Origin of the sequence: Streptococcus sp. 27098_8_134 (assembly GCF_041431675.1) — a bacterium.
GTDB lineage: Bacteria > Bacillota > Bacilli > Lactobacillales > Streptococcaceae > Streptococcus > Streptococcus sanguinis_R.
Window position 1 is genome coordinate 303991 of record NZ_JAPVYD010000002.1, and the last position, 26051, is coordinate 330041.

A 26051-nucleotide genomic window follows, 5' to 3' on the forward strand; every position below is an offset into this window, starting at 1 on the left:
ATTTTATTGGAGGCTTTTACTCAAATGGCAAAAGAAAAATACGATCGTAGTAAACCACACGTTAACATTGGTACCATTGGACACGTTGACCACGGTAAAACTACTTTGACTGCAGCTATCACAACTGTATTGGCACGTCGCTTGCCTTCAGCAGTTAACCAACCTAAAGACTATGCGTCTATCGATGCTGCTCCAGAAGAACGCGAACGCGGAATCACCATCAACACTGCGCACGTTGAGTATGAAACTGCTAAGCGTCACTACGCTCACATCGACGCCCCAGGACACGCGGACTACGTTAAAAACATGATCACTGGTGCCGCTCAAATGGACGGAGCTATCCTTGTAGTAGCTTCAACTGACGGACCAATGCCACAAACTCGTGAGCACATCTTGCTTTCACGTCAGGTTGGTGTTAAACACTTGATCGTCTTCATGAACAAAGTTGACTTGGTTGACGATGAAGAATTGCTTGAATTGGTTGAAATGGAAATCCGTGACCTCTTGTCAGAATACGACTTCCCAGGTGACGATCTTCCAGTTATCCAAGGTTCAGCTCTTAAAGCTCTTGAAGGTGACTCTAAATATGAAGACATCATCATGGAATTGATGGACACTGTTGATGAGTACATCCCAGAACCAGAACGCGATACTGACAAGCCATTGCTTCTTCCAGTCGAAGACGTATTCTCAATCACTGGTCGTGGTACAGTTGCTTCAGGACGTATCGACCGTGGTATCGTTAAAGTCAACGACGAAATCGAAATCGTTGGTATCAAAGAAGAAATCCAAAAAGCAGTTGTTACTGGTGTTGAAATGTTCCGTAAACAGCTTGACGAAGGTCTTGCAGGGGACAACGTAGGTGTACTTCTTCGTGGTATCCAACGTGATGAAATCGAACGTGGACAAGTTATCGCTAAACCAGGTTCAATCAACCCACACACTAAATTCAAGGGTGAAGTTTATATCCTTACTAAAGAAGAAGGCGGACGTCACACTCCATTCTTCAACAACTACCGTCCACAGTTCTACTTCCGTACAACTGACGTTACAGGTTCAATCGAACTTCCAGCAGGTACTGAAATGGTAATGCCTGGTGATAACGTAACAATCGACGTTGAGTTGATCCACCCAATCGCCGTTGAACAAGGTACTACTTTCTCTATCCGTGAAGGTGGACGTACCGTTGGTTCAGGTATGGTTACAGAAATCGAAGCTTAATTCGATTCCGTTCCCAAATAACAATTATAGTCAGACACTAAACCCCGTGAAAACGGGGTTTTTTAGTATTGTAATTGTTTTAAAAAATAAAGAAGAATAAAAGGCGACCAGTAATCTCCAGAGTAGATAGCTCAATTTTGCAGAAGCATCTTGAAGATGATTTAAGAGGCGGGAAGGGAAGAAGTATAGATATAAGCTTGATAGAAGTTTTGCCCTTTTTAGTTAGGTTGGGGAAGAAATAAGTATCTAGTATCCTAAGGTTACTTTTTTTAAAGGAATTTATGGTATAATTGGATAAAGTTTTATTTATAATGAAAGAGAGTTTGATTATATTGAAAGTGGTATCGCCACAAAAGATTTTCTTTTGGAATATTCTTGGCAGTCTGTCTTCAGCAGCTGTATCTGTTATTTTATTATTTATAGTTACTCGGACTTTATCTAGTGAGTCAGCTGACTTATATAGTTTTTCTTATGCAATTGCGAATTTACTAGTTATTGTTGCGGGGTTTCAAGTTCGAGATTTTCAAGCAACAGATATTAAAGAAAAATATTCTTTTGATGCATATTTGACTACTAGATTTCTAACTAATATTTTAATGATATTAATTTTATTAGGTTATTTAATTTTAAATTCTTCTACTCATGAAAATTTTTGGATTATATTTTGGGTATCTTTTTTCAGAGTTAGCGAAGCGCTGTCTGATGTATTTCAAGGTTTATTTCAGCAAAAAGAACGATTAGATATAGCTGGTCAATCATTATTTTTTAGAAATATGATTTCAACAATAACATTTGCTGTTCTGTTATTATTTTCTAAAAATCTTCTTTTATCTATTGTTTTTCAAACACTCACCTCTTTCATAGTAGTTCTTTTTTTTGATTTTCCAAAATCTAAGTTGTTTCATCGTATTAATATCTCTACAGTAAAGCTAAAAGATATTTATAGTATTTTAAAGGACTGCTTACCTTTATTTATAAATGCTTTTTTATTAGTTTCAATCTATAACCAACCTAAGTATGCATTAAACGATATTTTTAATAGAGGATTGATTGAAGCGGGAGTACAGAGAGACTTTAGTATTTTATTCACTCCAATTTTTGCAATGAATCTAATGATTGTTTTTTTACGCCCTATGGTTACACAACTAGCAATTTTCAAAGAAGAGAATAAAATTTCTCATTTTATTACGTATAAAAATAACTTGTTTAAAATTTTATGGGGAACAAGTGTTTTGATTTGTCTTGGTGGGACGATTGTTGCCATACCTATTTTAAATATCATTTATGGGACAAGGTTGGATCAATATCAAATTAGTTTCGTCATTCTTTTGTTAGGTGGTATTGCTAGTACGTTTTCTACAGTATGTGATAATATTTTAACTGTTTTTAGAAAACATCATTATTTAGTCATTTCATTCTTAGCGGGGTATCTTGTATCCATTCTTACAGCTGAACCACTAGTATCCCAATACGGAATTTTTGGAGCCTCTTTGTCTTTTCTTATCTCTATGATTGCTTGGTTGAGTGTCTCGCTGATTATTTATTTTATGACGAATCCATATACTTTTTTGAGAAGGAAAAAATAAGGAACTTATGAAATTTTCAATTATTATACCTGCCTATAATGTAGCGGATTATTTGGAAAAATGTGTTAAGAGTGTCTTAATTCAAGAATTTAAAGATTATGAAATTTTAATCATAAATGATGGGTCAACTGACGCTACTGCAATAGTCGCTGATAAATTGTCTGTGGAGAATACCAATAAAGTAAGGGTGTTAAATCAAACAAATGGTGGAGCTTCAAAAGCAAGAAATACAGGTATTGAGTCTGCTCGGGGAGAGTACTTATTGTTTTTAGATGGTGATGACTTTTGGAGTGATCAACACTTTTTGAATCAACTTGATGAAATAACTACAGAATGCGTTGATGATGTTATCGTTTTTGGCTACAGTTATTTTTATGATGATAGAATTATAGATTTCCCTATATCTATGTTTGAGGAAAATATTTTAAAAGCTACTTGCTTTGGAATATTTAATGGTCCAAATTGGAATAAGTGTGTATCGAAAAAATTATTTCAAAACGGCCTGAAATTTCCAGAGGGAATGGTATCTGAGGATAGTTTATATTGTTCTCGGATTTTAAAAATGACAAAGAAATTTTCAATTCTTAATAGTACTCAATACATGTATCGACAGAACCGCAAAGGAAGTTTGACTAATGTCGTGAAAGAAAAAAATGTTCAAGATACTCTTGAAGGAATCAGGATGGGACTTTCTGACTTGAAAAACTATTCAGTTGAAATTCAAAAAGCCTTAAATATCTATTTTGCAATCTCTTTTATCTCTATATTACCTTATGTAAATCAATACATTGATAATTTTAAAATTAAAGAGTTGCTTTATCAGTATAAGTATTTGCTACAGTATGCAAAATATATAGAGAACCGAGCATTTAAATTAACAGGCCTAGTAGCCAAGTTATTGGGGATAAAATTTTCAATAAAACTATTTCCTGTTTTATTGAAGTTTTATAAATAGAGCGGATTAGTTATGAAAGGAAAGATATGTCTAAACCAGCTATTTCAGTTATTATTCCAGTTTATAATGCACAAGACGGGATTAAACGCTGTGTAGATTCTCTTTTGAATCAATCGTTTAAGAATTTTGAAATTATTCTTCTGAACGATGGTTCGAAAGATAACTCTTTAAATATTTTAAAAGAATATGAATTGAAGTATAGTTTTGTAAGAGTAATTGACAAACAAAATGAAGGAGTTGCAGTAACTAGAAATAAGGGGATTCTTCTAGCTGAGGGAGAATATACTATGTTCATGGATAATGATGATTTTGTTGATAGTGATTACATTGAAACTTTTTATCAGGCTATCCATGAGAAAAATTTAGACTTGGTTATTGGTGGGTACAAACGTGTCAATCAGGATAACCAGATTATCTTTAGTCAAGATATACAGCAGTCAGAGTGGTCCAAGTATATTATAATGGCTCCTTGGGCCAAAGTTTACCGCACCGAGTTCTTGAAAACGAACAATCTAGAATTTTTTGATTATGGTATAGGAGAAGATATCACTTTTAACCTAGCTGCCTATAAGACAACAGATAAAATAGGATTGTTAGACTATAAAGGATATAATTGGTATTACAATAATAAGAGTATTTCTAACACTTCTCAGAGAGGTTTTTCTCCTAAAATTGATATTTTAGTTCTTTTTTCAAAAATATTAGAGCTGGGTAAGCCATCTGAGCTAGTAGTATACTACTTGAAAAGATATTATGTTTGGTATTTGCTTTTTTCTGGGAGAGCCTCATCAAATCAGGAGTTTATTCATCAGTATATTAGGATCAAGGAATGGTTAAAAGAGAATAAACTCATCAGTACTATCTCTCCGTTGTCTAAGAAGGTTCAGGGCGAAAGGTTTCAGACTAAAATTTCACTTATTGTTTTTTTGAGCATAGAGAAGTTAAGGTTAGTTCCATTATTTGCTAAAATTTATTGTAAAGGGAAGAAAGATAATTGAAAGTTTTAATGATAATTCCTGCTTATAATGAGGAAGAAAGTATTTTAAATACGGTTATGAGCATTGTAGAATATCGGAAGAAAGTTGATTTTGACTTAGACTACGTAGTTATCAATGATGGGTCAGTTGATAGAACCAAGGATATTTTGGACAGCCATCATCTGAATGCTATTCATTTGGTTATGAATTTAGGGATTGGCGGAGCTGTTCAGACGGGTTATAAGTATGCTCTTGAGAAGGATTATGATGTGGCCGTACAGTTTGATGGAGATGGTCAGCATGATATTGAGTCGCTGGATGCTTTGCTGGAGCCTATTCGTCGTCAGCAGGCTGATTTGGTTGTTGGTTCTCGTTTTATCGGTGACAAGTCTTCGGAATTTCAGACGACTTTTATGCGGCGTTTTGGCATTACCATTATTTCAGCTTTTATTAAATTAACAACAGGCAAAAGGATTCTGGATACCACGTCAGGCTATCGTTTGGCCAATCGTGACATTATTCGACAATTCGCTGCGCGCTATCCTATAAAATATCCTGAGCCAGAATCGATTGTCCATATCTTGAAGCGGAAATATAAAGTGGTGGAAGCACCAGCCAATATGTTTGAACGTGCAGGAGGAGTCTCTTCAATTACTCCGATTAAGTCCATTCGCTATATGATTGAAGTTTGCTCTTCGATCTTGATTGCTGCTTTTATGAAAGAGAGTGAATAATGTCCATTTTGTCTATTGTTATGCTAGTGGCTTCAGTCCTATTCCTGTATTTTGTCTTTCGGAATATCAATCAAAACAATATTTTGTTTGAGCAAGCCTTTATGTGGATTATTATTGGCTTCGTTCTGATTGTTATTTCTATTTTTGATTGGATTCCCGTTTCGATTGCCAAATTGTTAGGCTTTGAGTTGACCTCAAACTTTGTCATGTCCTTGGCCATCTTTTTCCTGCTGGTTATTGTTTTTTTACATACTATTTCCATTTCCAAACAAAAGGAGCAAATCAAGCAGTTGGTGCAAGAACTGTCCATCATGAAGCAAAGAATGTCTAAGTTAGAGAGTGAAAAAGATGAAAAATAACCATACCTGGGTGATTTGCGCCTATGGCGAAAGTGAATTTTTAGAAGCTTGTATCCTGTCTCTGCAAGCCCAAACCTTGTCATCAAAGATTATCTGCTATAGCTCAACACCGTTGGATTCAATCAAGCAGCTGTGCCAGAAGTACGGTATTCCTTTTTACACGAAAGAAGGCGGTGGTATCGGTAAGGACTGGAATAATGCCCTTACCTTTGTTGAGACTTCTTATGCTACCATTGCTCATCAGGATGACTACTATGAGCCAACTTATCTAGAAGTAGTGATGCAAAAAATAGAGCAGTCGAAGGACATTCTCATTGCCTATACAGACTATTTTGAAGAGAAAAATGGAGTTAAAATTCCGGCTAATACCAATCTGAAAATCAAGACTCTCATGCTTAAAACCTTGAATCTGATGCCATCCAGTCGTTTTTGGAGAAATCGGGTTCTAGCTTTTGGCAATCCCATTTCCTGTCCGGCGGTGACATACAATTTAGAGGCATTAAGGGATTTTCGATTTGATGAGGAAATGCGCGTGAGTCTGGATTGGTATGCTTGGTACAAGATTAGCGCCTATAAGGGTCGCTTTGCTTATATTTCTGAGAAGCTTATGTGCCACCGGATTCATGGAGAGTCGGAAACAACCAAGACTATTTCAGATAATACTCGAACCAAAGAGGACTTGTTTATGTATCAGCTTTTCTGGCCTAAGTGGATGGCTAATCTGATAAATAAAGCATATATGAAGAGTCAAGATGCTAACTCAAACTAATAGAGTTATTTACAAGGAAAGTATATGAAAGATTTAATATCTGTTGTTGTAACTTGTTACAACCATCAAGATTACATTGAACAGTGTTTGCGCAGTATTTTTGCTCAGACCTATCGAAATATTGAGTTACTGGTATTGGATGATGGCTCCTCTGACTATTCTGCTGAAATCATAGAGGCTGTCTTGGCGGATTCCCCTTTTCCGACTCAGTTTGAAAGCCACGAAAATATGGGGGTTGTCAAGACAAGAAACAAGGCTTTGCAGCAAATTCAAGGCACTTATTTTATTTTTGTGGATAGTGACGATTTTCTGGATTCAGACTATGTTGAGAGCTTCTACACAACCATGGTGCAAGAGGAAGCAGATATTGTCTATGGGGATTTGTATGATCCTGATAAAAAGGAGTTTTACCTTAAATCACGGCCCTATGACAAGCTAGCTTTCTTAACAGAGAATTATATTTCCAACTGTTCCCTCATTCGTCGTTCGGTTGCTGATGGTATTTATTATGATGAAGCGCTGAATCGTGAAAAACTGGAGGACTATGATTTCCTTTTAAACTTAATTATCAATCAAGGAGCGAGACCAGTTTATGATGCAAAAACAAAGCTGAATTACCGGGTCTTTGATAAGGAATCAATCTCTAAACGGGATTCTACGAGATATCATTACGAAATGTATCTGAAAATCTTGCGTAAGTATGTGAGAAAGATACCAGATGAAATATATCAAGCTTTGGGCAAGAACATATTTACTCTGGAAGGCCGTTTGGATGAACTGATTCAGCATATGGATAAAGTGAACGACTATGTTCTTGAACTGCAGGAGGATCAGCGACAGTTACATAAAAATCTAGATTCTCTGAAATCCAGACTGAGAACGATAAAGGAACAGCGAGATGAGGCTATTCAGGAGCAGTTTCGTATTCGCCGATCTATTTCCTATCGGCTGGGGAATGGTGTGATTACCCCATTGAAACGTCTGGCTCGATTAGTCAAAAATCCTCGCAGTATCAAAGCTGTTTTAAGTCGGATTAAGCAACAGTTGATTCGTCTAAAACGTCAAGTTAAGTCTCCTAAAGTTTATTATTATCAATGGCTGCGGAACTCTCAAAGGGAAAAAGCTCTTGCTTCAGTTTCAAGCGGCGAAAAAGTCTTAATTTATGTCATTTTTGAATCCGAGCCTCGCTTGCAGCAGTATAAGGTTATCTTTTTAGAAAAATTAGCAACTTTGGCTGATAAGACTCTCATCGTCGTTAACGGCGGACTGGCTGCAGAGGATTTAGAAACTTTAGAGCAGTATGGGCAAGTCTTGGTGCGGGATAATACCGGCTATGATACAGCAGCTTTTCGTGAAGGCATTCTTTCCTTAGGAAAGGAAAAGCTGCAGCATTGCTCTCAGCTGATGCTCGTCAATGACACCAATATCGGACCTATGAGTGATCTGGCGGCTGTCTTTCAAACTATGGTTGGCCGAAATCTTGATTTTTGGGGAATTTCCTATGGTGAAACTCAGGAAGATATCACTGGTTTTAACCGCTATGGTTACATTCCCAACCACCTACAGTCTTATTTTTTGGTGATTGAGCCTTTGCTGCTTCAGTCCGAAGAATTTTACGACTATTGGGAAGTGCTGACTGACACGGATTCACGGGAAGAAGCTATCGGAAAGCATGAAACGACTTTTACCAAGTACTTTGCTGACTTGGGCTATCGTTACGATGCCTTGGTTCACGAAAATCGGGATTCGGCTATGTATATTCATCCATTAAGGATGTTAAAGGCGGGCAGTCCTCTGATTAAGTATACTTCTTTGAAGAATTATGATGATCAGCAGTTTTTATGGCAAGGTCTGGAAAGAGAGTCAGAGGTTCCTGATGTATTGGACTATGTTCGGGAGAAGACAGACTACCCAGTGGAGATTCTTGAGAACATCGTTCAAAAATTCAAAGATGTGCCTCGTAATCAATATATTCTCATCATTGATGGTGTAGAGAATATCATTCCGCAGTGTACGCGCTACCGTGTGCTCAATAAGGCAGAGCAGCTTAGAAAGAATGGCTTTGCTGTGAAAGTGGTCAATGCGTCCGAGTTTAGTCTGGCTCAAGCCCAGTATGCGAGCTGCATCATTATCTACCGCGCTCCTTGGTCCGCCCAGCTCCAGCTTTTATGTGATTTGGCTCGAGAGGAGCATAAGCCAGTCTATTTTGATATTGATGATTTGGTCTTTGATACCCTTTATACAGACCAACTGAGTTATACCCAAGGCTTGTCTGAGAAGGAAAAGGGCAATTATGATGCAGGGGTGAAGAATTACGGGAAAATGCTGGCGGCTTGTGATGGGGCGATTACCTCCACTAATCAGTTAAAAGAGGAATTGCTCAAATACAAGGGCTTAGTCCTGCTGAATCGTAATCTGGCGTCCAGCGAATTGATTACGGTTAGCTCGCAGTTTTTGAAGGAAGACTTTAGTGCAGACGACAGAATCAAAATCGGCTATTTCTCTGGATCTATTAGCCACAATGAAAATTTTGAGCTCATCAAACCGGCTATCAAAGAAGTGCTGGACAACTACCCATCCGTGGAGCTTCATATTGTAGGGCACTTGGATATCCCGCAGGATATGAAACAATATTCGCAGCGTATTATCGTCCATGACTATGTGGACTGGAAAGCCTTGCCTCAGTTGATTAGTCAGGTTGATATTAATCTGGCTCCACTGGTAGACTCAGTCTTTAATCGGGCCAAGTCAGAAATCAAGTGGATAGAAGCTGCTCTAGTCAAAGTGCCAACGATTGCCAGTCATATCGGTGCCTTTGCTGACATGATGATAGATGGTCAGACTGGACTTTTGGCCAAGGATGGTGAATGGAAAGAAAAGCTGGGAAGCCTGATTCTTTCTGCTGATTTACGCAGAAAACTGGCCGAGAATGCCTACGCTTTTGTATTAGAAAATTGCAGTTTAGATAAAAAAGATGAAATGGTGACTTATTTTGAAAAGAAATAAAGAAGTAAAAGTTGAGAATATTTTCTTGCTGCTAGCAACTGTCTTTGTCTTGACTTTTATGATTGCACAGCCGATTAATCGGGTGCCTGATGAGACCAATCACGCTCGTATGACATGGGAAATCTTCCATAAACCGACCAGTCGGACATATAAATGGATGGACAAAATTCCATCCACTCCGAATGTTTCGCTGGCAGAGTACAAGCAGCTGTTCACAGAGAAGATAGATCTGGCGCAAGAAAAGTTTACCTTTGGCTTTAATCTCAAGGCCATCTCTTTCCTGCCTCAGCTCCTAGGTATGACCTTGGGAAGCATGCTTTATCCGTCAGTAGGCTTCATCGCGATGATGGGGCGGCTCTTTAATGCCTTGGCATATATCTTCGGGGTTTATCTGCTGATTAAATACTTCAAATATGGCAAAAAAGCTCTGCTTTTCCTATCTCTTTTGCCTATTATGGTCCAGCAGGCAGCTTCTCTCTCTTATGATGTGATGAACTATCTGGAGATTATGCTTGCGATTGGCTTTTTGACCAATATTGCCTACCATAAGAAATTTACCAACAGAAATGTGCTGGAGCTTTTGGTGATTTCTATAGGCCTCTTTGTCACCAAACCGAATAATGTTCTTTTGTTAGGCTTGCTGCCTTTTGTTGACTTTGAGTTTGAAGGATTCCTTGCGGTTCTGAACAAGCCTTTTATTGCAACCAAAGCTTTTGTAGCTCGTTATCGCCCTATCTTCTATGTACTTGGCTTTTCCGCTTTCTTTCTTGCCCTGCATCTTGCCTTTCGCAATCAGGGAGGGCTCGTGCACTATGGCCAAGTCTTACTGAATACGCTCTTTAAGCAAAGTGTTAATGGCGACTTGAATACGATTTTGACAATCGGTATGTTTGGCTTTTTGGGGAATTTTACTATCCAGCTGCCGCTTTGGTTGATTTTTATCGATGTGGCAGTCTTGGCGCTAATCTTCTTGCAGTCGCAGAAAGATTTTATGACCAAGGGCTACACAGTCATGTCGCGTTATCTGTTTCTAGTTCAAGTGATTGCTGTTGTGTCGATTATGTATCTGCAGTGGACGCCCATTGTCCTCGGTAAAGGTGCCATGATATCGGTTGGCGCTCAGGGACGTTATTTTACACCCTTCTTGATCTTACTGCTACCAACTGTTGCTAATCTAGGAACCTTGGACATTAAAGACAGAGTGGTGAATCGAATGATGGTTGGGACTCTGGTAGCTAACTTCTTGGTTTCCCTCTACTTGATGGTGCCCTTTTATTGGAATGTATTAGGATAAGCTATGAAAAAAAAGATATTATTCATTTCGCCGACTGGAACGCTGGATAATGGAGCTGAAATCTCTATTGTCAATTTGATGGAATACTTGATCCAGACGGGCCATCAGGTTATCAATGCGATTCCGGATTATCATGTAGCTGTTCAGCAGGACTATATATCCAGCTTGGCAGCCTTGGATATTGAGACTATAGCCTTGCCGTCAGTTAAATGGTGGTGGGAGGATGCGCCTGGTGGTCTGCCGGACAGTCCTGAATCTAGAGCTCGCTCTTATCAAGAAAATACCTCAGCGCTCAGAAAGATACTAACGGAGCGAAAGATTGATTTGGTTATTACCAACACGGTCAATATGTTTCAAGGTGCAGTGGCAGCGGCCTGCGAGAATGTTCCGCATTTCTGGCTGATTCATGAATTTCCTGACGGAGAGTTTGGTTACTATAAGGAAAAGCTAGATTTTATCAGTGATTACTCGCAGGAAATATTTGCAGTTAGAGGAGCCTTGCAGAGACAGTTACAGGAGCTGCTGCCAAACAGAAAAGTCTTGTCTTTTGCCCCTTTTACGAAAATTCAGCCTACTGATACAGGAGAAAAGGATTGGGCCGAAAGGCGTATCGTGTCAGTCGGACGCTTGACAGAGCGGAAGAATCAATTAGAATTGATAAAAGCCTATGACCAGTTATCTCAGCCAAAACCTGCCTTAGTTTTTATCGGTTCCTGGGATGATGAGTACAAAAAAAGATGCGATACTTATATTTCGGAACATCAGGTGAAAAATATTAGCTTCTTAGGGCACAAGGACAATCCTTGGGCAGAGGTGATGGCAGCAGATCTTGCGGTATTTCCGTCTGCGATGGAAACTTTTGGCTTAGTCTATATTGAAGCGATTATGAATGGCCTTCCGACCATTTTGTCGGACAATCCTGGTCATCTATCCGCCTATGAAATCTTTGAAGAAGGCCAGCTGTATTCATCTGGTAATATCGAGGAGTTGGCTGATAAGATAAACCTTGCCTTGGCAAACTTTGAGAGATTAAAAGACCAGTCGGTAGCAAATCTTGGCAAAATCCAAGAGCGCTACACAGTTCAGAGGGTTTACAAAAACTTATTGGATAAGATTGAAAACACTGAAATTTATCAGGCTAACTCTCTGCGCCATGTCAAGTGCTTATTGGATACAAATTTACCTTCTCAACCAGCCAGCTCTTTCTTACGCAAAGTGAAAAATAAGCTGCTTTCTGGTAGAAGAGGTTAAAGAAAGAAAAGGACAAGTGTAGCCGTGGCTCTACCTGTCCTTTTTGTATTATACAAACACACTAGAAAGTGGTATAATAGAATGGATTGTAAAATCTTGAATTGAGGGAAATCATGAAACATGTCTTCATCATTGGGAGTCGGGGACTTCCTGCCAAATATGGAGGATTTGAAACCTTTGTCGAAAAATTGACAGAGCATCAAATCTCTTCTCAAATCCAGTATCATGTGGCTTGCTTATCAGATGATGAAGCTTTTCATCATTTTGACTACAAGGGAGTTGACTGTTTTACAGTCAAGCCACCTAAGCTTGGCCCAGCCCGCGTAATTGCCTATGATATGATGGCTGTCTCCTATGCCCTCAAGTTTGCTAAAAAAGAGCGGATTGAACAGCCTATTTTCTATATTCTTGGAAATACGATTGGTGCTTTTATCTTTCCCTTTGCTCGTCGTATCCATCAGGCAGGCGGTAAATTCTTTATCAATCCTGACGGGTTGGAGTGGAAGCGGGCCAAATGGTCCAAGCTAGTTCAAACCTATCTCAAGTATTCTGAAAAGGTCATGACTAAGCATGCAGACTTGGTTATTGCGGATAATCAAGGCATCGAAAGCTATATTCAAAAAGCTTATCCTTGGTCTAAAACGACCTGTATCGCTTATGGAACCGACCTTTATCTGTCCAATTTGACGGAAAACGAAGGCAAGGTCAGGGTCTTCTTTGAAAAGTGGGCCAGTAAGGAAAAAGACTATTACCTCGTTGTCGGACGCTTCGTTCCGGAAAACAACTATGAAACCATCATTCAAGAATTCATGAAATCCAAAACCAAACGTGATTTGCTGATTATCTGCAATCATGAGGGCAATCCCTATTTTGAAGAACTCAAGCAGAAAACAGGCTTTGACCGTGATTCTCGTATTAAATTTGCTGGGACGGTCTATGATCAGAATCTGCTCAAATATATCCGTAATCATGCTTTTGCATACATACATGGCCATGAGGTTGGCGGGACCAATCCGGGACTCTTGGAAGCACTGGCTCAGACAGATGCCAATCTGGTGCTGGATGTGGACTTTAACCGTAAGGTAGCAAAAGAAACGGCTCTGTACTGGCAAAAAGAACCTGACCAGCTGGCCAAGCTGATTGACCGAGTAGATACTCAAACAGAGTTTACGGAGCTAGGTCAAGCCGCCAAAGAAAATATGAAAGAAAACTACACCTGGGAAAAAATTGTGGGTGAATACGAGGATTTATTTTTATCATGAAAGTGACCATTCTTCTGTCCACCTATAATGGGGAACAGTTTCTGGCCGAGCAGATTAAGAGTATCCAAGAGCAGACATATCGGGATTGGCAGCTGCTGATTCGTGATGATGGCTCTACAGATGGGACGCGGGCTGTCATTGAGGACTTTTGCCGCAAGGATGACCGCATTGCCTTTATCAATCGGGAAAATCCACAAAATCTGGGTGTCATTCAGAGTTTTCATAGCCTGCTTCAATACCAAGATTCGGATTTCTATCTCTTTAGCGACCAAGATGACGTTTGGCTGCCAGACAAGATTGCCATGCAATTGGCTGAGGCAGACAAGTATGATAGCAGTCAGCCCTTGCTGGTGTATACTGACTTGAAGGTCGTGGATCAAGAGCTACAGGTTGTTCATGAAAGTATGATTCGCACTCAGTCAGATCACGCTAATACAGAACTAGTCCAAGAGTTGACGGAGAATACGGTGACGGGTGGAGTTTCTATGATAAATCGCGCCTTGGCCCAACTTTGGACTGGGAAGGAAGAGCATGAACTGCTCATGCACGATTGGTATCTGGGCTTGCTTGCTGCGGCTTTTGGCAATCTAGTCTATATTGACAAGCCGGGTGAGCTCTATCGTCAGCATTCAAATAATGTGCTAGGAGCTCGAACGCTCAGAAAACGCGTAAAAAACTGGGTGCGTCCCCATGTTCTTTTTGCCAAATATTGGAAATTGATAAAAGACAGTCAGACTCAGGCCAGAAATTTGCTGGTCCTGCCGCTGACTGCTGAAAATAGAGAGTTAATTGAGAACTTTGTGACCATTATGGAGGTGCCTTTTAAGGAGCGCTGGCGTAGGATTCGTCAGTATGGCTATCGTAAAAACCGCACTTTTCATACGCTTGTTTTTACGAGCCTCATTCTCACAAAGTTTGCTTATAAGGAGTAATATTCATGGATTTTTTTAGTAAAAAAAATCGAATTCTTTTAAAAGAATTAATCAAGACGGATTTTAAGTTGCGTTATCAAGGATCCTTGGTCGGCTATCTCTGGTCGATTTTGAAGCCATTGATGATGTTTACTATCATGTATCTGGTCTTTGTCCGCTTTTTACGCTTTGACGATCAAACCCCCCACTATACTGTAGGATTGTTGATGGGGATGGTCTTCTGGTCTTTCTTTACCGAAGCTACCAATATGGGCATGCTTTCCATCGTTTCTCGGGGAGATTTGCTGCGTAAATTGAACTTTCCAAAGCATACCATCGTCTTTTCATCAGTTCTTGGAGCAGCTATCAATTTTCTGATTAATCTGGTCGTTGTTTTCCTCTTCGCTTTGATTAATCAGGTGGAATTCGGCTTGCATACGCTGGTGATTATTCCTCTTTTTCTTGAGGTATTGGTCTTGGCAATGGGCTGCGCCCTCATGCTGTCTTCCTTGTTTGTAAAGTATCGCGATATTGGACCGATTTGGGAAGTGGCTCTTCAAGCTGGAATGTACGCCAGCCCGATTATCTACTCTCTGAACTTCCTTTTGAAAGGTAAAAACATTTTTGTCGCTAAAATTATGATGCTCAATCCGATTGCCCAGATGCTGCAGGACATGCGCCATTTCATCGTTTCTCCTGTCAATGTCAGAGGCTGGGACATCGTGAATAACAAACTAATCGCCCTCATTCCCTACTTGATTCCTTTTGTGATATTGGCTCTAGGTTTGTTCTTCTTTAATAAAAATGCTAAGAGATTTGCGGAGATTTTATAATGTCAAATAATATTGCAGTAAAAGTCGACCATGTAAGTAAATTCTTTCGATTGCCTACTGAGGCTACTCAGAGTTTGAGAACCAGTTTAGTCAATCGTTTTAAGGGGATCAAAGGCTACAAAGAACAGCATGTTTTGAAAGATATTTCCTTTGAAGTTGAAAAAGGGGACTTCTACGGGATTGTCGGCCGCAATGGCTCTGGTAAGTCCACCCTCCTGAAAATTATCTCTGAGATTTATATTCCGGAGAAGGGCAAGGTAACTATTGACGGTAAGTTGGTTTCCTTTATTGAGCTAGGTGTTGGTTTCAATCCAGAACTAACTGGCCGCGAAAATGTCTATATGAACGGTGCAATGCTGGGATTCTCAACAGAAGAAGTAGACGCCATGTACGATGATATCGTGGAGTTTGCTGAGTTGGGCGAGTTTATGAACCAAAAACTCAAGAACTACTCCAGCGGTATGCAGGTGCGTTTGGCCTTTTCAGTGGCTATCAAGGCTCAGGGTGATATTCTGATTTTGGACGAGGTTTTGGCTGTCGGGGACGAAGCCTTTCAGCGTAAGTGTAATGACTACTTCAAAGATCGCAAGGAATCAGGCAAGACGACCATTCTGGTGACCCATGACATGGGAGCTGTTAAAAAGTATTGTAATAAGGCTGTCTTGATTGAAAATGGCTTGGTCAAGGCTATCGGCAATCCAGACGATGTGGCCAACCAGTACAGTCTGGACAATGCAACTGAAACAAAAGCCATGAACGAAGGATTCCAGGTTGAGAATGCAGCGGTTTCTGATTTGAAGGTTAAGCTCTTGCATTCGCCTCAGATTTCACCTGAACAAGAGATTGAATTTGAAATTTCTTATCGGGTAAATCAAGACCTTCCGACCTATGTTTCCTTTTCTCTGACAGATATCGATCGAACTATCTGGCTCTACAATGATAACTCCATGGATCAGCCGACAGAAGGACCGGGACAGAAGCGCTTGACTTACAAGTGCCATGTGTCACAGATAAATAACGCTAAGTTAAAACTGCAGGTTTCAGTGCGGGATCAGGAAGAACAAATTCTAGCCTTTGCAGACTCTCAGAACAACCCAGTTATCTTAGTCAATCGTCAGGATATTAAGGATGACGATGTCTCTGCTAAGGATTCTGCTACTGGCTTAATCCAGCGTAATGGCAGTTGGAAGATTTCTCAATCATAAAGAATAAGGTATTTTCATGGAACGAATATTACTCTATGTTCATTTCAATAAATGCAATCATATAAGCGGTCATGTCTTCTATCAATTGGAGCAGTTAAAGCCGCTTTTTTCTAAGATTATTTTTATTTCAAATAGTCCTTTGAGCAATGAGGGCAAATGCCGGCTGAGAGAAGAGTTGGGCATTTCTGACTTGCTTGAGCGAGATAATCGAGGCTTTGATTTTGCAGCCTGGCGTGATGGTATGAACTGGCTGGGTTTTGACACTTTGCAGAACTCAGATTCTCTGACTCTCATGAACGACACTTGCTTTGGTCCGCTATGGGATTTAGCGCCGATTTATCAGCGTTTTGAAGAGGATTCGCAAGTTGATTTTTGGGGAATGACTAATTTTCGCAAGACCAGATACTTTGAAGAACACCTGCAGAGCTACTTTGTCACCTTTAAGCAGTCAGTTCTTAAAGACAAGGCTTTCCGAGAATTTTGGTCGCAGATAGAAGATTTTGCTGACGTTCAAGATGTAATAGACCATTACGAAACTAAGTTTACCAAACGTTTTGTAGAGGCAGGATTCAGATATCAAGCTCTCCTTGATACCCGTCAGGAAGAAGCAGGAGAATTGGTTCATCCAGATTTTTCATACTATAAGCCTCTTCGGATTCTGGAAGCAAAGCTTCCTTTTCTAAAGGTGAAGGCTCTCACAGGCAATCCTTTTTTGGCTAGGTATTTGCTGGAAGATCTTGAAACAAACTCGTCCTATCCGATTTTGCTTATTAGGGAACATCTTTTCTATCATTTTGGTCCGGACCTTCCTTGTTTACTAGAGGACAAGTATTTGTCCCAGTCAACTTCGAACTATTGTACAGAGCAGCCTGTCCTCCTGCATATCCATGTAACGGATTTTCCTATTTTTCAGCAGTATCAGGACAATCTATTCTCTCTATCGTCTCAGTACCAGTATTTAGTGACAACAGGTCAGCCAGAAGTGCTAAAACAGCTGCAGACATCGCTGGCTCATCTGGGCAATAAAGTTCAGATTGTCCTAAGTCAGAAATCTCATGCCTGGCTTGCCATGCTGGAGCAGAAGGAAATTCTGCAAAACTATGCTTATATCGGTCATCTATCTACTCATAGATTGGTAGAGAATCAGGCAGTTTTTGACCAAGCTATGCGCTCTGATTTGATAAATATGATGGTGGATTCTGCGGATGCAAGCATAGAAGCACTGGAAAAGAATTCTGATCTAGGACTTGTCATACCCGATTTGCCGCGTCTAGTCAGAGATGGCTTGTTTGAGTCAGAACCGCCGCGTCCAAGGCTGACTTCTGTCTGGCAGGATGCTGGTTTGCATAAGTGTTTTAACTTTATGAGCACCCCTTCTCTGACGAGAGTCTATGGCGGTTTCTTATGGTTCAAATATTCTGCTTTGGCTAGTTGGTTCCAGATGAAGAGCTTAGAAAGTTTGCCATCCTCTGATCAGGAGCTGTCTGATGTTTTAGAGCATCTATTGGTTTATCTAGCTTGGGACAGTCATTATGATTTCAAGATTATGCCCTTATCTTCCCTCCCCCCTTTACTGGACTGGCAGAGGAAGAGGGCAGAATTGACCGAGCAAAAAGAAAAATTAAGTCAGAAAAATTTATCTCAAAAGATTAGAAATCGTTTGTCCAATCTTTTAAAGAAAAAGTGAGATTCTTAATTCACAAAAATCTCGCTAGAGAATTTAACTATTTACCAGAAAGAAAAATGAAATTTTTACTCAATCACTATAAGCAGTTCTCATACCTGCTGATTAGTTTTTTACTTTTAGATATAGTCGCTGTTGCAACAGTCTTATTATTGGAGGAAGGCGAAGATTTGCGGAATTATCCTGCCTTGTGGCTGGCCTTTCTGATGTTGCTTCCTCTTTTGTTTGGCTTGGGCAAGCTTTTGTCTCAGCTCTTCAGCAAAAGATTCTTTATATGGTCAGCTATTATTTACGCTCTCTATACGGGATTTTCTTACTTACTGACAGTAACGCAGCATGTCAATGATTTTGAGTTCAAAGCAGATCGAGTTTTTAGCAATCATTTTTGGCAGTTTAACTCCCTGCCTGGCTTGCTTTTGATTTTCTTATTTGCGTATATTTTTATCCATTTTCCAAAGCTTAAAAAACGCTTCCCAGGTAAGTTCTTGCAGGTTAATAAGAAAAATAGAGAGGTACTGGAAAATCTTTTTCTATCCCAACTCTTCCTATTTCTTGCTTTGATGGACGATAAGATGCCGGAATTGCTGCATCACCAAAGCTATTTAGTGAATTTCCTTGAGGAAGGCAAGTTGGATATAACGCAGAACTTTATGCTAACTTTCCTCTGCCTTATCGCACTTATCTTTATCCTGCTTTCTCTCCCTAGCTTTCTAGCTGTGAAGGGATTGCGCGATCTTGCTCAGAATAAAGCTAGTGTGTCTGTAGCTTTTGTGTTGAGTGCAGTGTTTGCTCTTATCTTTAATTACACCATTCAAAATAGTATCCGAGGAGACGTGATTGTTTTGGATCAGTATCTTTTCACTGGAGCCAGTCTCTTTCAAATCATCGTTTTTTTCATGATTTTTATGGCTCTTTACCTGATTTTCAATCATTTTCTCCTGCCAACCATGCTGATAACAGCGCTAGTGGTGATTGCCACCATAGCTAGCAGTCTGAAATTTCAGTATCGCCAAGAGCCAATATTGCCTAGTGATATGGTCTGGCTGAGAAATCCCAAGACCCTCTTTGACTTTCTCGGAGGCAATTATGGATTTTATGCTATCTTGGGACTAGTTGCTTTAGGCGCTCTCTACTGGTATTTGCGTAAGAAAATCTTGCCAGGCAAGCTCATTACCGTTCTTAAATACCAGCTCCTCTTGCTAGTCCTGCCCCTGGTCTTTTTCTTGGGAGTCATGGATATATTTGCTACTAAAAAGAATGGCAAAATAGTAGAGAATATCCCAGTCATTTCGGTCTTGAATAATTACCATGACCTGACTTGGATGGGAAATACTGTCAATTCACAGCTTCGCTCCCTTTCTTTTGTCTGGTTTTCACAGATGTCGGATACAACCATGATTGAGCCGCGTGGCTATTCTAAGGAAAAGATTCAAGAGATAGAAAAAAAGTATAAGAATATTGCGGAAGCTATTAACAAAGAACGCCAGAATAAAATCGAAGATCAAACGGTAATTTATCTCCTGAGTGAAAGTTTTTCTGACCCGAATCGGGTTGACGGCGTTACTATGTCTGAGAATCCAATTCCTTATATTCAGGAAGTTAAAACTCGCACCACCAGTGGACTTATGAAGTCAGATGGTTATGGTGGGGGAACGGCCAACATGGAATTTCAAACCCTGACTGGTTTGCCTTTTTATAATCTGTCTCCATCTATTTCGGTTCTCTATACTGAAGTTGTCCCGAGGATGAATAGATTCCCTTCCATTAGCGATGCTTATTCATCTAAGAATCGGACAGTAATCCATCTGGCCTCCCCTAGCAATTATGCCAGAAATGTCATTTACCAGGATTTGGGATTTGATACCTTTATTCACTATGGTACCAAAGGCCTGAAGGGGGATAATATAGGTGGTAATTACAGCGATAAAACGACTTATAATCAAGTCTTGGAGCATTTGAATGGCAAGCAGGGACAGTTTTTCTCTGTCATGACCATGCAGAACCACATGCCTTGGAGTGAGCCCAATCCTGTCTATATGTCTGCCAGCTATCCTGATTTTAGCAAGGAAGGGAACGAATCTCTTTCCAGCTATGTCAGAATGCTTTACCATACAGATCAGGCGACCAAGGAGTTTTTGGAGAAGCTTTCAAAGGTAGATAAAAAAGTAACAGTCGTCTTTTACGGTGACCATTTGCCTGGTCTCTATCCTCAGTCAGCCTTTAAAGAAAATCCAGAAAGCCAATATCTGACAGATTATTTCGTTTGGAGTAATTATGAAACTCCTAAACTCGATTATCCAAGAGTCAATTCTAGTGATTTCTCCGCTCTCTTACTGGAGCAGACAAATTCCAAAGTATCACCTTACTATGCTTTGTTAACAGAAGTATTGCATAAGGCCAGTATAGATAAAAAGGAATTGGACGAAGAAGCTCAAGAAATAGCAGATGATTTGAAACTGATTGAATATGATATGGTCAGAGGCAAGGGCTACTTGTCTGATAGCTTCTTTAAGACAGCAAAATCATAAATAAAAAAATAGAATAGGCAAGTCTACCTGTTCTATTTTTTCTTAATTTATGCTAAACTAGTAGTATGGGGGTGTGAGCATGATAAAGATTTTCGGTAAGGTTCGCTATCATTGGCAGCCAGATGTAGCCATCCTGATAATATATTGGTCTTTATCGGTCATTCCGATTTTTGTTGGCTTAGCTTTGATGTATGAAAGCTCACGAGTGCCGACTCTTGTTCTGTTTTCTTTCTTCTTGTTCATGGTTTTGTTGGGAATGGGAGTTCATCGTTATTTTGCCATTTATGATGATGGAACCTTGCGAATTATCACAGCCAATCCCTTTACTCCGATAAAGGTCAAGATTTCAGATATTGAAAAAGTCGAAGTGACCAAGACGTCAATTACCTTATATTTTAAAGGGCAGAGCCGCAGCCGGAGTTTTTGTATGCGCAAGTGGCCTAAGAAATATTTTGTCAATGCCCTAGCCCTTAATGAGCATTTTAAGGGTGAGGTAGAATTAGTAGATAATTTTACCCATATTGACTATTTTGAAGCTTACTATGGCAGTCAGTCCAAAAAATCCTAGTCTTTCAAAAGAGCTCGGGTTGGGCAGTTTTTGATGGCTTCCACGACATCGGGATCCTCAGCGATTTCCTTTTCTAGGAGCTGGTCGTCCTGGTAAAATTTGACGATGCCATTGTCATGATAGTCAAAAAGATCTGAGTAGGTTTGACAGAGCCCACAGGCAATGCACCGTTCGGGAATGAGTGTTACTTTCATACCCATATTGTAATAAGATTTTAAGAAAAACTCAAGGAGGAAGTCATGGAAAAAGAACCATGGGAAGAAGATGTATACGATAACGGAGAAGATAAGTTGAAACGAACCAAGAAGTTTAGCGCCTTGAATGCAGATCGCTTGTTGACCATATTAACCATTATTTTCTGTATTTTAGTAGTTGCGGTGGTGTGCTTCCTGACCTATCTGTCTACTGGAGGGAGTAATAGACAAACCCAAATGGAAGGTTTCTACGGCACTTCAGCAGCAAGTTCCAGCAGTGAAGCGTCTTCTACAGCAGAGCAGCCAGCGGCAAATACCACAGAATCCTCTGAGGGAACTCTGACTGTTCAGCCTGGCGAAGGAGAAGCAGCCATTGCGGCGCGTGCAGGTATTTCTATTGCCAAGCTGGAACAGCTTAACCCTTCTCATATGTCCACTGGTTCTTGGTATGCCAATCCAGGTGACGTTGTGAAGATTGAGTAGGAGCCAGCCATGAAACAGATTCAAATTGCGATTGACGGTCCAGCTTCCAGTGGAAAATCGACCGTTGCCAAGATTATTGCCAAGGACTTTGGCTATACTTATTTAGATACAGGAGCCATGTATCGGGCTGCAACCTATCTGGCTCTGCGGCATCATCTAACAGAAGAAGATGCCACTGAAATTGTAGACTTGCTCAATAATCATTCGGTCAGTTTTGGTCGAGCAGAAGATGGCGAGCAGCTAGTCTTTGTCGGCGACGTGGATGTGACTCACCCGATTCGGGAAAATGAAGTTACTAATAATGTTTCCTGGGTATCAGCCATTCCTCAAGTTCGTGAGAAACTGGTGGCCTTGCAGCAGCAAATTGCAGCTCAGGGAGGGATTGTCATGGATGGCCGTGATATTGGAACGGTTGTTTTACCTCAGGCTGAGCTCAAGATTTATCTGGTAGCCTCGGTCGAGGAAAGAGCTGAGCGCCGTTATAAGGAAAATCTATCAAAAGGTATTCCTGCTGACTTGGAGAAACTGAAAGAAGAAATTGCAGAGCGAGATTATAAGGACAGTCATCGCGAGGTTTCGCCATTGAGACCGGCAGACGATGCCATACATTTTGATACCACTGGTATTGGCATTTCTGAAGTTGTTGCATTTATCGAAGAAAAAGCGAAAAAAATCATTGACAAATAAAATGAAACTTGGTATGATGGAAGAGTTGAGAAAAGCAGAAGTGAGAGCTTCTCGCCTTGCGACTAACGTTGTCTGGCTCTACAGGATTCAGTTTCAGTAATGAAATATTATCGTGTAGTGCGGGTTTGCGTTAGCAGGTCCGCACTTGTTTTTCTCTAAAAATAAAAAAAGAGGTGAAAACCATAGCAAAACAAGACTTATTCATCAATGATGAAATTCGTGTGCGTGAAGTTCGCTTGATCGGTCTTGACGGCGAACAATTAGGTATTAAACCGCTGAGCGAAGCGCAGTCTCTTGCGGATGAAGCAAATGTCGATTTGGTCCTGATTCAGCCACAAGCTAAACCACCTGTTGCAAAAATTATGGACTATGGCAAGTTCAAATTTGAGTACCAGAAAAAACAAAAAGAACAACGCAAGAAACAAAGTGTTGTTACTGTGAAGGAAGTCCGTCTCAGTCCAACTATTGATAAGGGAGACTTTGACACTAAACTTCGCAACGCACGCAAGTTCCTTGAAAAAGGAAATAAAATAAAGGTATCTATCCGCTTCAAAGGCCGGATGATTACCCACAAAGAAATCGGGGCTAAAGTTTTAGCAGATTTTGCTGAAGCGACTCAAGATGTTGCTATTATTGAGCAAAAGCCTAAGATGGATGGACGTCAGATGTTCATGCAGATGGCGCCAATTCCTGACAAAAAATAGATTGTCAGAAAGATAGAAAAAGGAGAAAACATTATGCCAAAACAAAAAACACACCGCGCATCAGCTAAACGTTTCAAACGTACAGGTTCTGGTGGCTTGAAACGTTTCCGTGCTTACACTTCTCACCGTTTCCACGGAAAGACTAAGAAACAACGCCGTCATCTTCGCAAAGCAGGAATGGTGCATGCAGGAGATTTCAAGCGTATCAAAGCAATGCTTACAGGTCTGAAATAAGAGCTACTGTAACGATTATCTAGGAAATATTGGAGGAAATATAAATGGCACGTGTTAAAGGTGGCGTTGTATCACGCAAACGCCGTAAACGTATTTTAAAATTAGCTAAAGGTTACTATGGAGCAAAACATATCTTGTTCCGTACTGCAAAAGAGCAAGTAATGAACTCTTACTACTATGCATACCGTGACCGCCGTCAGAAAAAACGTGACTTCCGCAAACTTTGGATCACTCGTATCAATGCGGCAGCTCGTTTGAACGGACTTTCATACTCACAATTGATGCATGGTTTGAAATTGGCTGAGATTGAAGTTAACCGTAAAATGTTGGCTGACTTGGCTGTTAACGATGCAGCAGCTTTCACAGCTCTTGCAGATGCAGCTAAAGCTAAGCTTGGTAAATAATTAAAATAAGAACTGAGGATTTCCTTGGTTCTTTTTCCATAACTATTAATGAAAAGTATAAAGAAAGAAATAGCCCGCTATGCCACTTATAGTATAGATAAAGGCTTGTTACTGATAAGACAGCTTTCATGGTAAAGCTAGTTAAAAATAGGGAATTGCGATATAATAGAAAAAACAGATACTTATGTGAATAAAAAATCAGTAGAATGGAGAAATTATGTCGGAGAATCGTTTAGCTTGGGATCAGTATTTTGCGGCTCAGGCTCTCTTAATCGCTAATCGCTCAACCTGCAAACGAGCCAAAGTCGGCGCTGTCTTGGTCAAGGACAATAAGGTTATTTCAACTGGTTACAATGGCTCGGTTTCAGGGACTGAGCACTGTATTGACCACGAGTGTCTGGTTATTGACGGTCACTGCGTGCGAACCTTGCATGCTGAGGTCAATGCCATCTTGCAAGGAGCCGAGCGGGGGGTTCCCAAGGGATTTACGGCTTATGTGACCCATTTCCCCTGTCTCAACTGTACCAAGCAACTGCTTCAGGTCGGCTGCAAGCGGGTAGTCTACATCAACCAATATCGGATAGATGACTATGCTCAATATCTCTACAAGGAAAAAGAGGTGGAATTAGTTCATCTGCCGCTGGATGATGTCAAGAAGGCTATCGCTCAGACGGATTTGGTATAGTGTACTTTGAATATGTGAGTTTAGTGGCCTATTCAATCCAAGTAAATCCAAAGAATAAAGTTATAGTTTCTGGCTATAACTTTTTCTATTTAAAAAATTCTGAATTTTTTAGCGAAAAGTGGTATAATGAAGAAGTTATATAGTCCCGATAAGGTGGTAGTTCTTTCTATCAGTACTTTGTAACTCTATAACAATTTATTTAAGGGGGGACATTTCTATGTCAGAACGTAAACTTTTCACGTCTGAGTCTGTATCGGAGGGGCATCCTGATAAGATTGCAGACCAAATTTCCGATGCTATTTTGGATGCTGTTTTGAGTCAGGATCCAGACGCCCATGTGGCTGCTGAAACAGCTGTTTATACGGGCTCGGTTCATGTTTTTGGTGAGATTTCGACCACAGCTTATGTGGATATCAATCGTGTGGTTCGTGATACCATTGCAGAAATTGGCTACACCAATACAGAGTATGGCTTTTCAGCAGAGACGGTCGGTGTTCATCCATCTTTGGTGGAGCAGTCGCCAGATATTGCTCAGGGTGTCAATGAAGCTCTGGAAGTTCGTGGGAATGCGGATCAAGATCCATTGGACTTGATTGGTGCTGGCGACCAGGGGCTTATGTTTGGCTTTGCAGTGGATGAAACGCCAGAACTCATGCCGCTTCCTATCTCGCTCAGCCACAAGCTAGTCCGTCGATTGGCGGAATTGCGCAAATCAGGAGAGATTGCTTATCTGCGTCCAGATGCTAAGTCACAGGTGACCGTTGAGTATGATGAAAATGACCAGCCTGTGCGCGTGGATACGGTGGTTATTTCGACCCAGCATGACCCAGAAGTGACCAATGAAGAGATTCATCGTGATGTGATTGAAAAGGTAATTAAAGCAGTTATTCCAGCCCAGTATTTGGATGATAAGACGAAATTCTTCATCAATCCAACCGGTCGCTTTGTAATTGGCGGCCCGCAAGGTGACTCTGGCTTGACTGGACGTAAGATTATTGTGGATACTTACGGCGGTTATGCTCGTCACGGTGGCGGTGCCTTCTCTGGTAAGGATGCAACCAAGGTCGACCGCTCAGCTTCATACGCAGCTCGCTACATCGCTAAAAACATAGTGGCGGCGGGACTGGCCAAGAAAGCAGAAGTGCAGTTAGCCTATGCCATTGGTGTGGCTCAGCCGGTTTCTGTACGGATCGATACTTTTGGCACTGGTGCTGTTGCAGAAAGCAAATTGCAGGAAGCAGTTCGTCAGATTTTTGATCTGCGTCCAGCCGGTATCATTCAAATGCTGGATCTAAAACGACCAATCTACCGTCAGACAGCAGCTTATGGCCACATGGGTAGGACAGACATTGACCTGCCTTGGGAAAAGTTGGATAAGGTAGAGGCATTGAAAGCAGCAGTGCAGTAAGATGACAGTTCTCAATCGTAATGATTGAGAGCTTTTTTTATAGGTGGATTTTACAAGGCAAGCAGTCTAGCCTTGCGCTTCTTTCATTTTTTGCAATACTGTTTTTCTG

25 protein-coding genes and 1 other annotated feature are annotated in these 26051 nt (G+C 40.5%); of the genes, 24 read left to right on the forward strand and 1 reads right to left on the reverse strand.

Going from position 1 to position 26051, the window contains the following annotated elements:
• Positions 1 to 24: 24 nt before the first annotated feature.
• The 17 genes from tuf (at position 25) to O3620_RS06085 (ending at position 21143) form a co-directional block, all read left to right on the forward strand.
• On the forward strand, positions 25 to 1221 hold the full coding sequence (gene tuf, locus O3620_RS06005; RefSeq protein ID WP_002895003.1) for an elongation factor Tu: 1197 nt from the start codon (positions 25 to 27) through the stop codon (positions 1219 to 1221).
• A 311-nt stretch (positions 1222 to 1532) separates the two neighbouring features.
• Positions 1533 to 2807 (forward strand): lipopolysaccharide biosynthesis protein, encoded by a 1275-nt coding sequence (locus O3620_RS06010; protein ID WP_002895005.1) that lies wholly within the window; start codon positions 1533 to 1535, stop codon positions 2805 to 2807.
• A 7-nt stretch (positions 2808 to 2814) separates the two neighbouring features.
• Positions 2815 to 3762 (forward strand): glycosyltransferase family 2 protein, encoded by a 948-nt coding sequence (locus O3620_RS06015; protein WP_002914795.1) that lies wholly within the window; start codon positions 2815 to 2817, stop codon positions 3760 to 3762.
• 26 nt (positions 3763 to 3788) lie between these two features.
• A complete protein-coding gene (locus O3620_RS06020) occupies positions 3789 to 4760 on the forward strand; it encodes a glycosyltransferase (RefSeq protein WP_004186206.1) in 972 nt (323 codons plus the stop codon).
• A complete protein-coding gene (locus O3620_RS06025; RefSeq protein WP_002934741.1) occupies positions 4757 to 5473 on the forward strand; it encodes a glycosyltransferase family 2 protein in 717 nt (238 codons plus the stop codon). Before O3620_RS06020 ends, O3620_RS06025 begins: the two co-directional genes overlap by 4 nt.
• Positions 5473 to 5832, forward strand: a complete 360-nt coding sequence (locus O3620_RS06030; protein WP_002912850.1) for a DUF2304 domain-containing protein — start codon at positions 5473 to 5475, stop codon at positions 5830 to 5832. Before O3620_RS06025 ends, O3620_RS06030 begins: the two co-directional genes overlap by 1 nt.
• A complete protein-coding gene (locus O3620_RS06035) occupies positions 5822 to 6601 on the forward strand; it encodes a glycosyltransferase family 2 protein (RefSeq protein WP_125342321.1) in 780 nt (259 codons plus the stop codon). Before O3620_RS06030 ends, O3620_RS06035 begins: the two co-directional genes overlap by 11 nt.
• Before the next feature lie 24 nt (positions 6602 to 6625).
• Positions 6626 to 9607 carry a rhamnan synthesis F family protein gene (locus O3620_RS06040; RefSeq protein WP_371601535.1) on the forward strand — a complete coding sequence of 994 codons (2982 nt, stop codon included), beginning with the start codon at positions 6626 to 6628 and terminating at the stop codon, positions 9605 to 9607.
• Positions 9594 to 10901, forward strand: coding sequence for a DUF2142 domain-containing protein (locus O3620_RS06045; RefSeq protein WP_371601536.1), 1308 nt, complete (start codon positions 9594 to 9596; stop codon positions 10899 to 10901). The genes O3620_RS06040 and O3620_RS06045 overlap by 14 nt, the downstream gene beginning before the upstream one ends.
• Positions 10902 to 10904: 3 nt before the next feature.
• Positions 10905 to 12152, forward strand: a complete 1248-nt coding sequence (locus tag O3620_RS06050; RefSeq protein WP_023916477.1) for a glycosyltransferase family 4 protein — start codon at positions 10905 to 10907, stop codon at positions 12150 to 12152.
• Between the two features lie 113 nt (positions 12153 to 12265).
• A complete protein-coding gene (cps2T, locus tag O3620_RS06055; protein WP_002897248.1) occupies positions 12266 to 13414 on the forward strand; it encodes a beta 1-4 rhamnosyltransferase Cps2T in 1149 nt (382 codons plus the stop codon).
• On the forward strand, positions 13411 to 14346 hold the full coding sequence (locus O3620_RS06060) for a glycosyltransferase family 2 protein (protein ID WP_002897249.1): 936 nt from the start codon (positions 13411 to 13413) through the stop codon (positions 14344 to 14346). The genes cps2T and O3620_RS06060 overlap by 4 nt, the downstream gene beginning before the upstream one ends.
• Before the next feature lie 5 nt (positions 14347 to 14351).
• Entirely contained in the window at positions 14352 to 15158 is an 807-nt protein-coding gene (locus O3620_RS06065; RefSeq protein ID WP_002918741.1) for an ABC transporter permease, read from the forward strand.
• Positions 15158 to 16363 (forward strand): ABC transporter ATP-binding protein, encoded by a 1206-nt coding sequence (locus O3620_RS06070; protein ID WP_002906153.1) that lies wholly within the window; start codon positions 15158 to 15160, stop codon positions 16361 to 16363. The genes O3620_RS06065 and O3620_RS06070 overlap by 1 nt, the downstream gene beginning before the upstream one ends.
• Before the next feature lie 16 nt (positions 16364 to 16379).
• Positions 16380 to 18050, forward strand: coding sequence for a rhamnan synthesis F family protein (locus O3620_RS06075; RefSeq protein WP_371601537.1), 1671 nt, complete (start codon positions 16380 to 16382; stop codon positions 18048 to 18050).
• Positions 18051 to 18106: 56 nt separating this feature from the next.
• On the forward strand, positions 18107 to 20575 hold the full coding sequence (locus tag O3620_RS06080) for an LTA synthase family protein (protein ID WP_371601538.1): 2469 nt from the start codon (positions 18107 to 18109) through the stop codon (positions 20573 to 20575).
• Positions 20576 to 20654: 79 nt separating this feature from the next.
• Positions 20655 to 21143: an EbsA family protein gene (locus tag O3620_RS06085; RefSeq protein ID WP_371601539.1), complete on the forward strand. Its 489-nt coding sequence runs from the start codon at positions 20655 to 20657 to the stop codon at positions 21141 to 21143.
• Here O3620_RS06085 and O3620_RS06090 read toward each other — a convergent pair.
• Entirely contained in the window at positions 21140 to 21337 is a 198-nt protein-coding gene (locus tag O3620_RS06090) for a ferredoxin (RefSeq protein ID WP_295345912.1), read from the reverse strand. The two genes, O3620_RS06085 and O3620_RS06090, sit on opposite strands and share 4 nt — an antisense overlap.
• A 45-nt stretch (positions 21338 to 21382) precedes the next feature.
• On the opposite strand from O3620_RS06090, the gene O3620_RS06095 reads away from it, so the two are divergent.
• From O3620_RS06095 to metK, 7 genes are all read left to right on the forward strand, one after another.
• A complete protein-coding gene (locus O3620_RS06095) occupies positions 21383 to 21820 on the forward strand; it encodes an SAG1386/EF1546 family surface-associated protein (protein ID WP_002897255.1) in 438 nt (145 codons plus the stop codon).
• Positions 21821 to 21829: 9 nt separating this feature from the next.
• Positions 21830 to 22507 (forward strand): (d)CMP kinase, encoded by a 678-nt coding sequence (cmk, locus tag O3620_RS06100; RefSeq protein ID WP_002918748.1) that lies wholly within the window; start codon positions 21830 to 21832, stop codon positions 22505 to 22507.
• Between the two features lie 26 nt (positions 22508 to 22533).
• Positions 22534 to 22664, forward strand: a sequence feature (ribosomal protein L20 leader region).
• 16 nt (positions 22665 to 22680) lie between these two features.
• Positions 22681 to 23211 carry a translation initiation factor IF-3 gene (infC, locus tag O3620_RS06105; protein ID WP_002895037.1) on the forward strand — a complete coding sequence of 177 codons (531 nt, stop codon included), beginning with the start codon at positions 22681 to 22683 and terminating at the stop codon, positions 23209 to 23211.
• Positions 23212 to 23244: 33 nt separating this feature from the next.
• Entirely contained in the window at positions 23245 to 23445 is a 201-nt protein-coding gene (gene rpmI / locus O3620_RS06110; protein ID WP_002895038.1) for a 50S ribosomal protein L35, read from the forward strand.
• 44 nt (positions 23446 to 23489) lie between these two features.
• Positions 23490 to 23849, forward strand: coding sequence for a 50S ribosomal protein L20 (gene rplT / locus O3620_RS06115; protein ID WP_000124830.1), 360 nt, complete (start codon positions 23490 to 23492; stop codon positions 23847 to 23849).
• Positions 23850 to 24066: 217 nt separating this feature from the next.
• Positions 24067 to 24534, forward strand: a complete 468-nt coding sequence (locus O3620_RS06120; protein ID WP_002895042.1) for a deaminase — start codon at positions 24067 to 24069, stop codon at positions 24532 to 24534.
• A gap of 217 nt (positions 24535 to 24751) precedes the next feature.
• Positions 24752 to 25942, forward strand: coding sequence for a methionine adenosyltransferase (gene metK, locus O3620_RS06125; RefSeq protein ID WP_002918751.1), 1191 nt, complete (start codon positions 24752 to 24754; stop codon positions 25940 to 25942).
• Positions 25943 to 26051 lie beyond the last annotated feature (109 nt).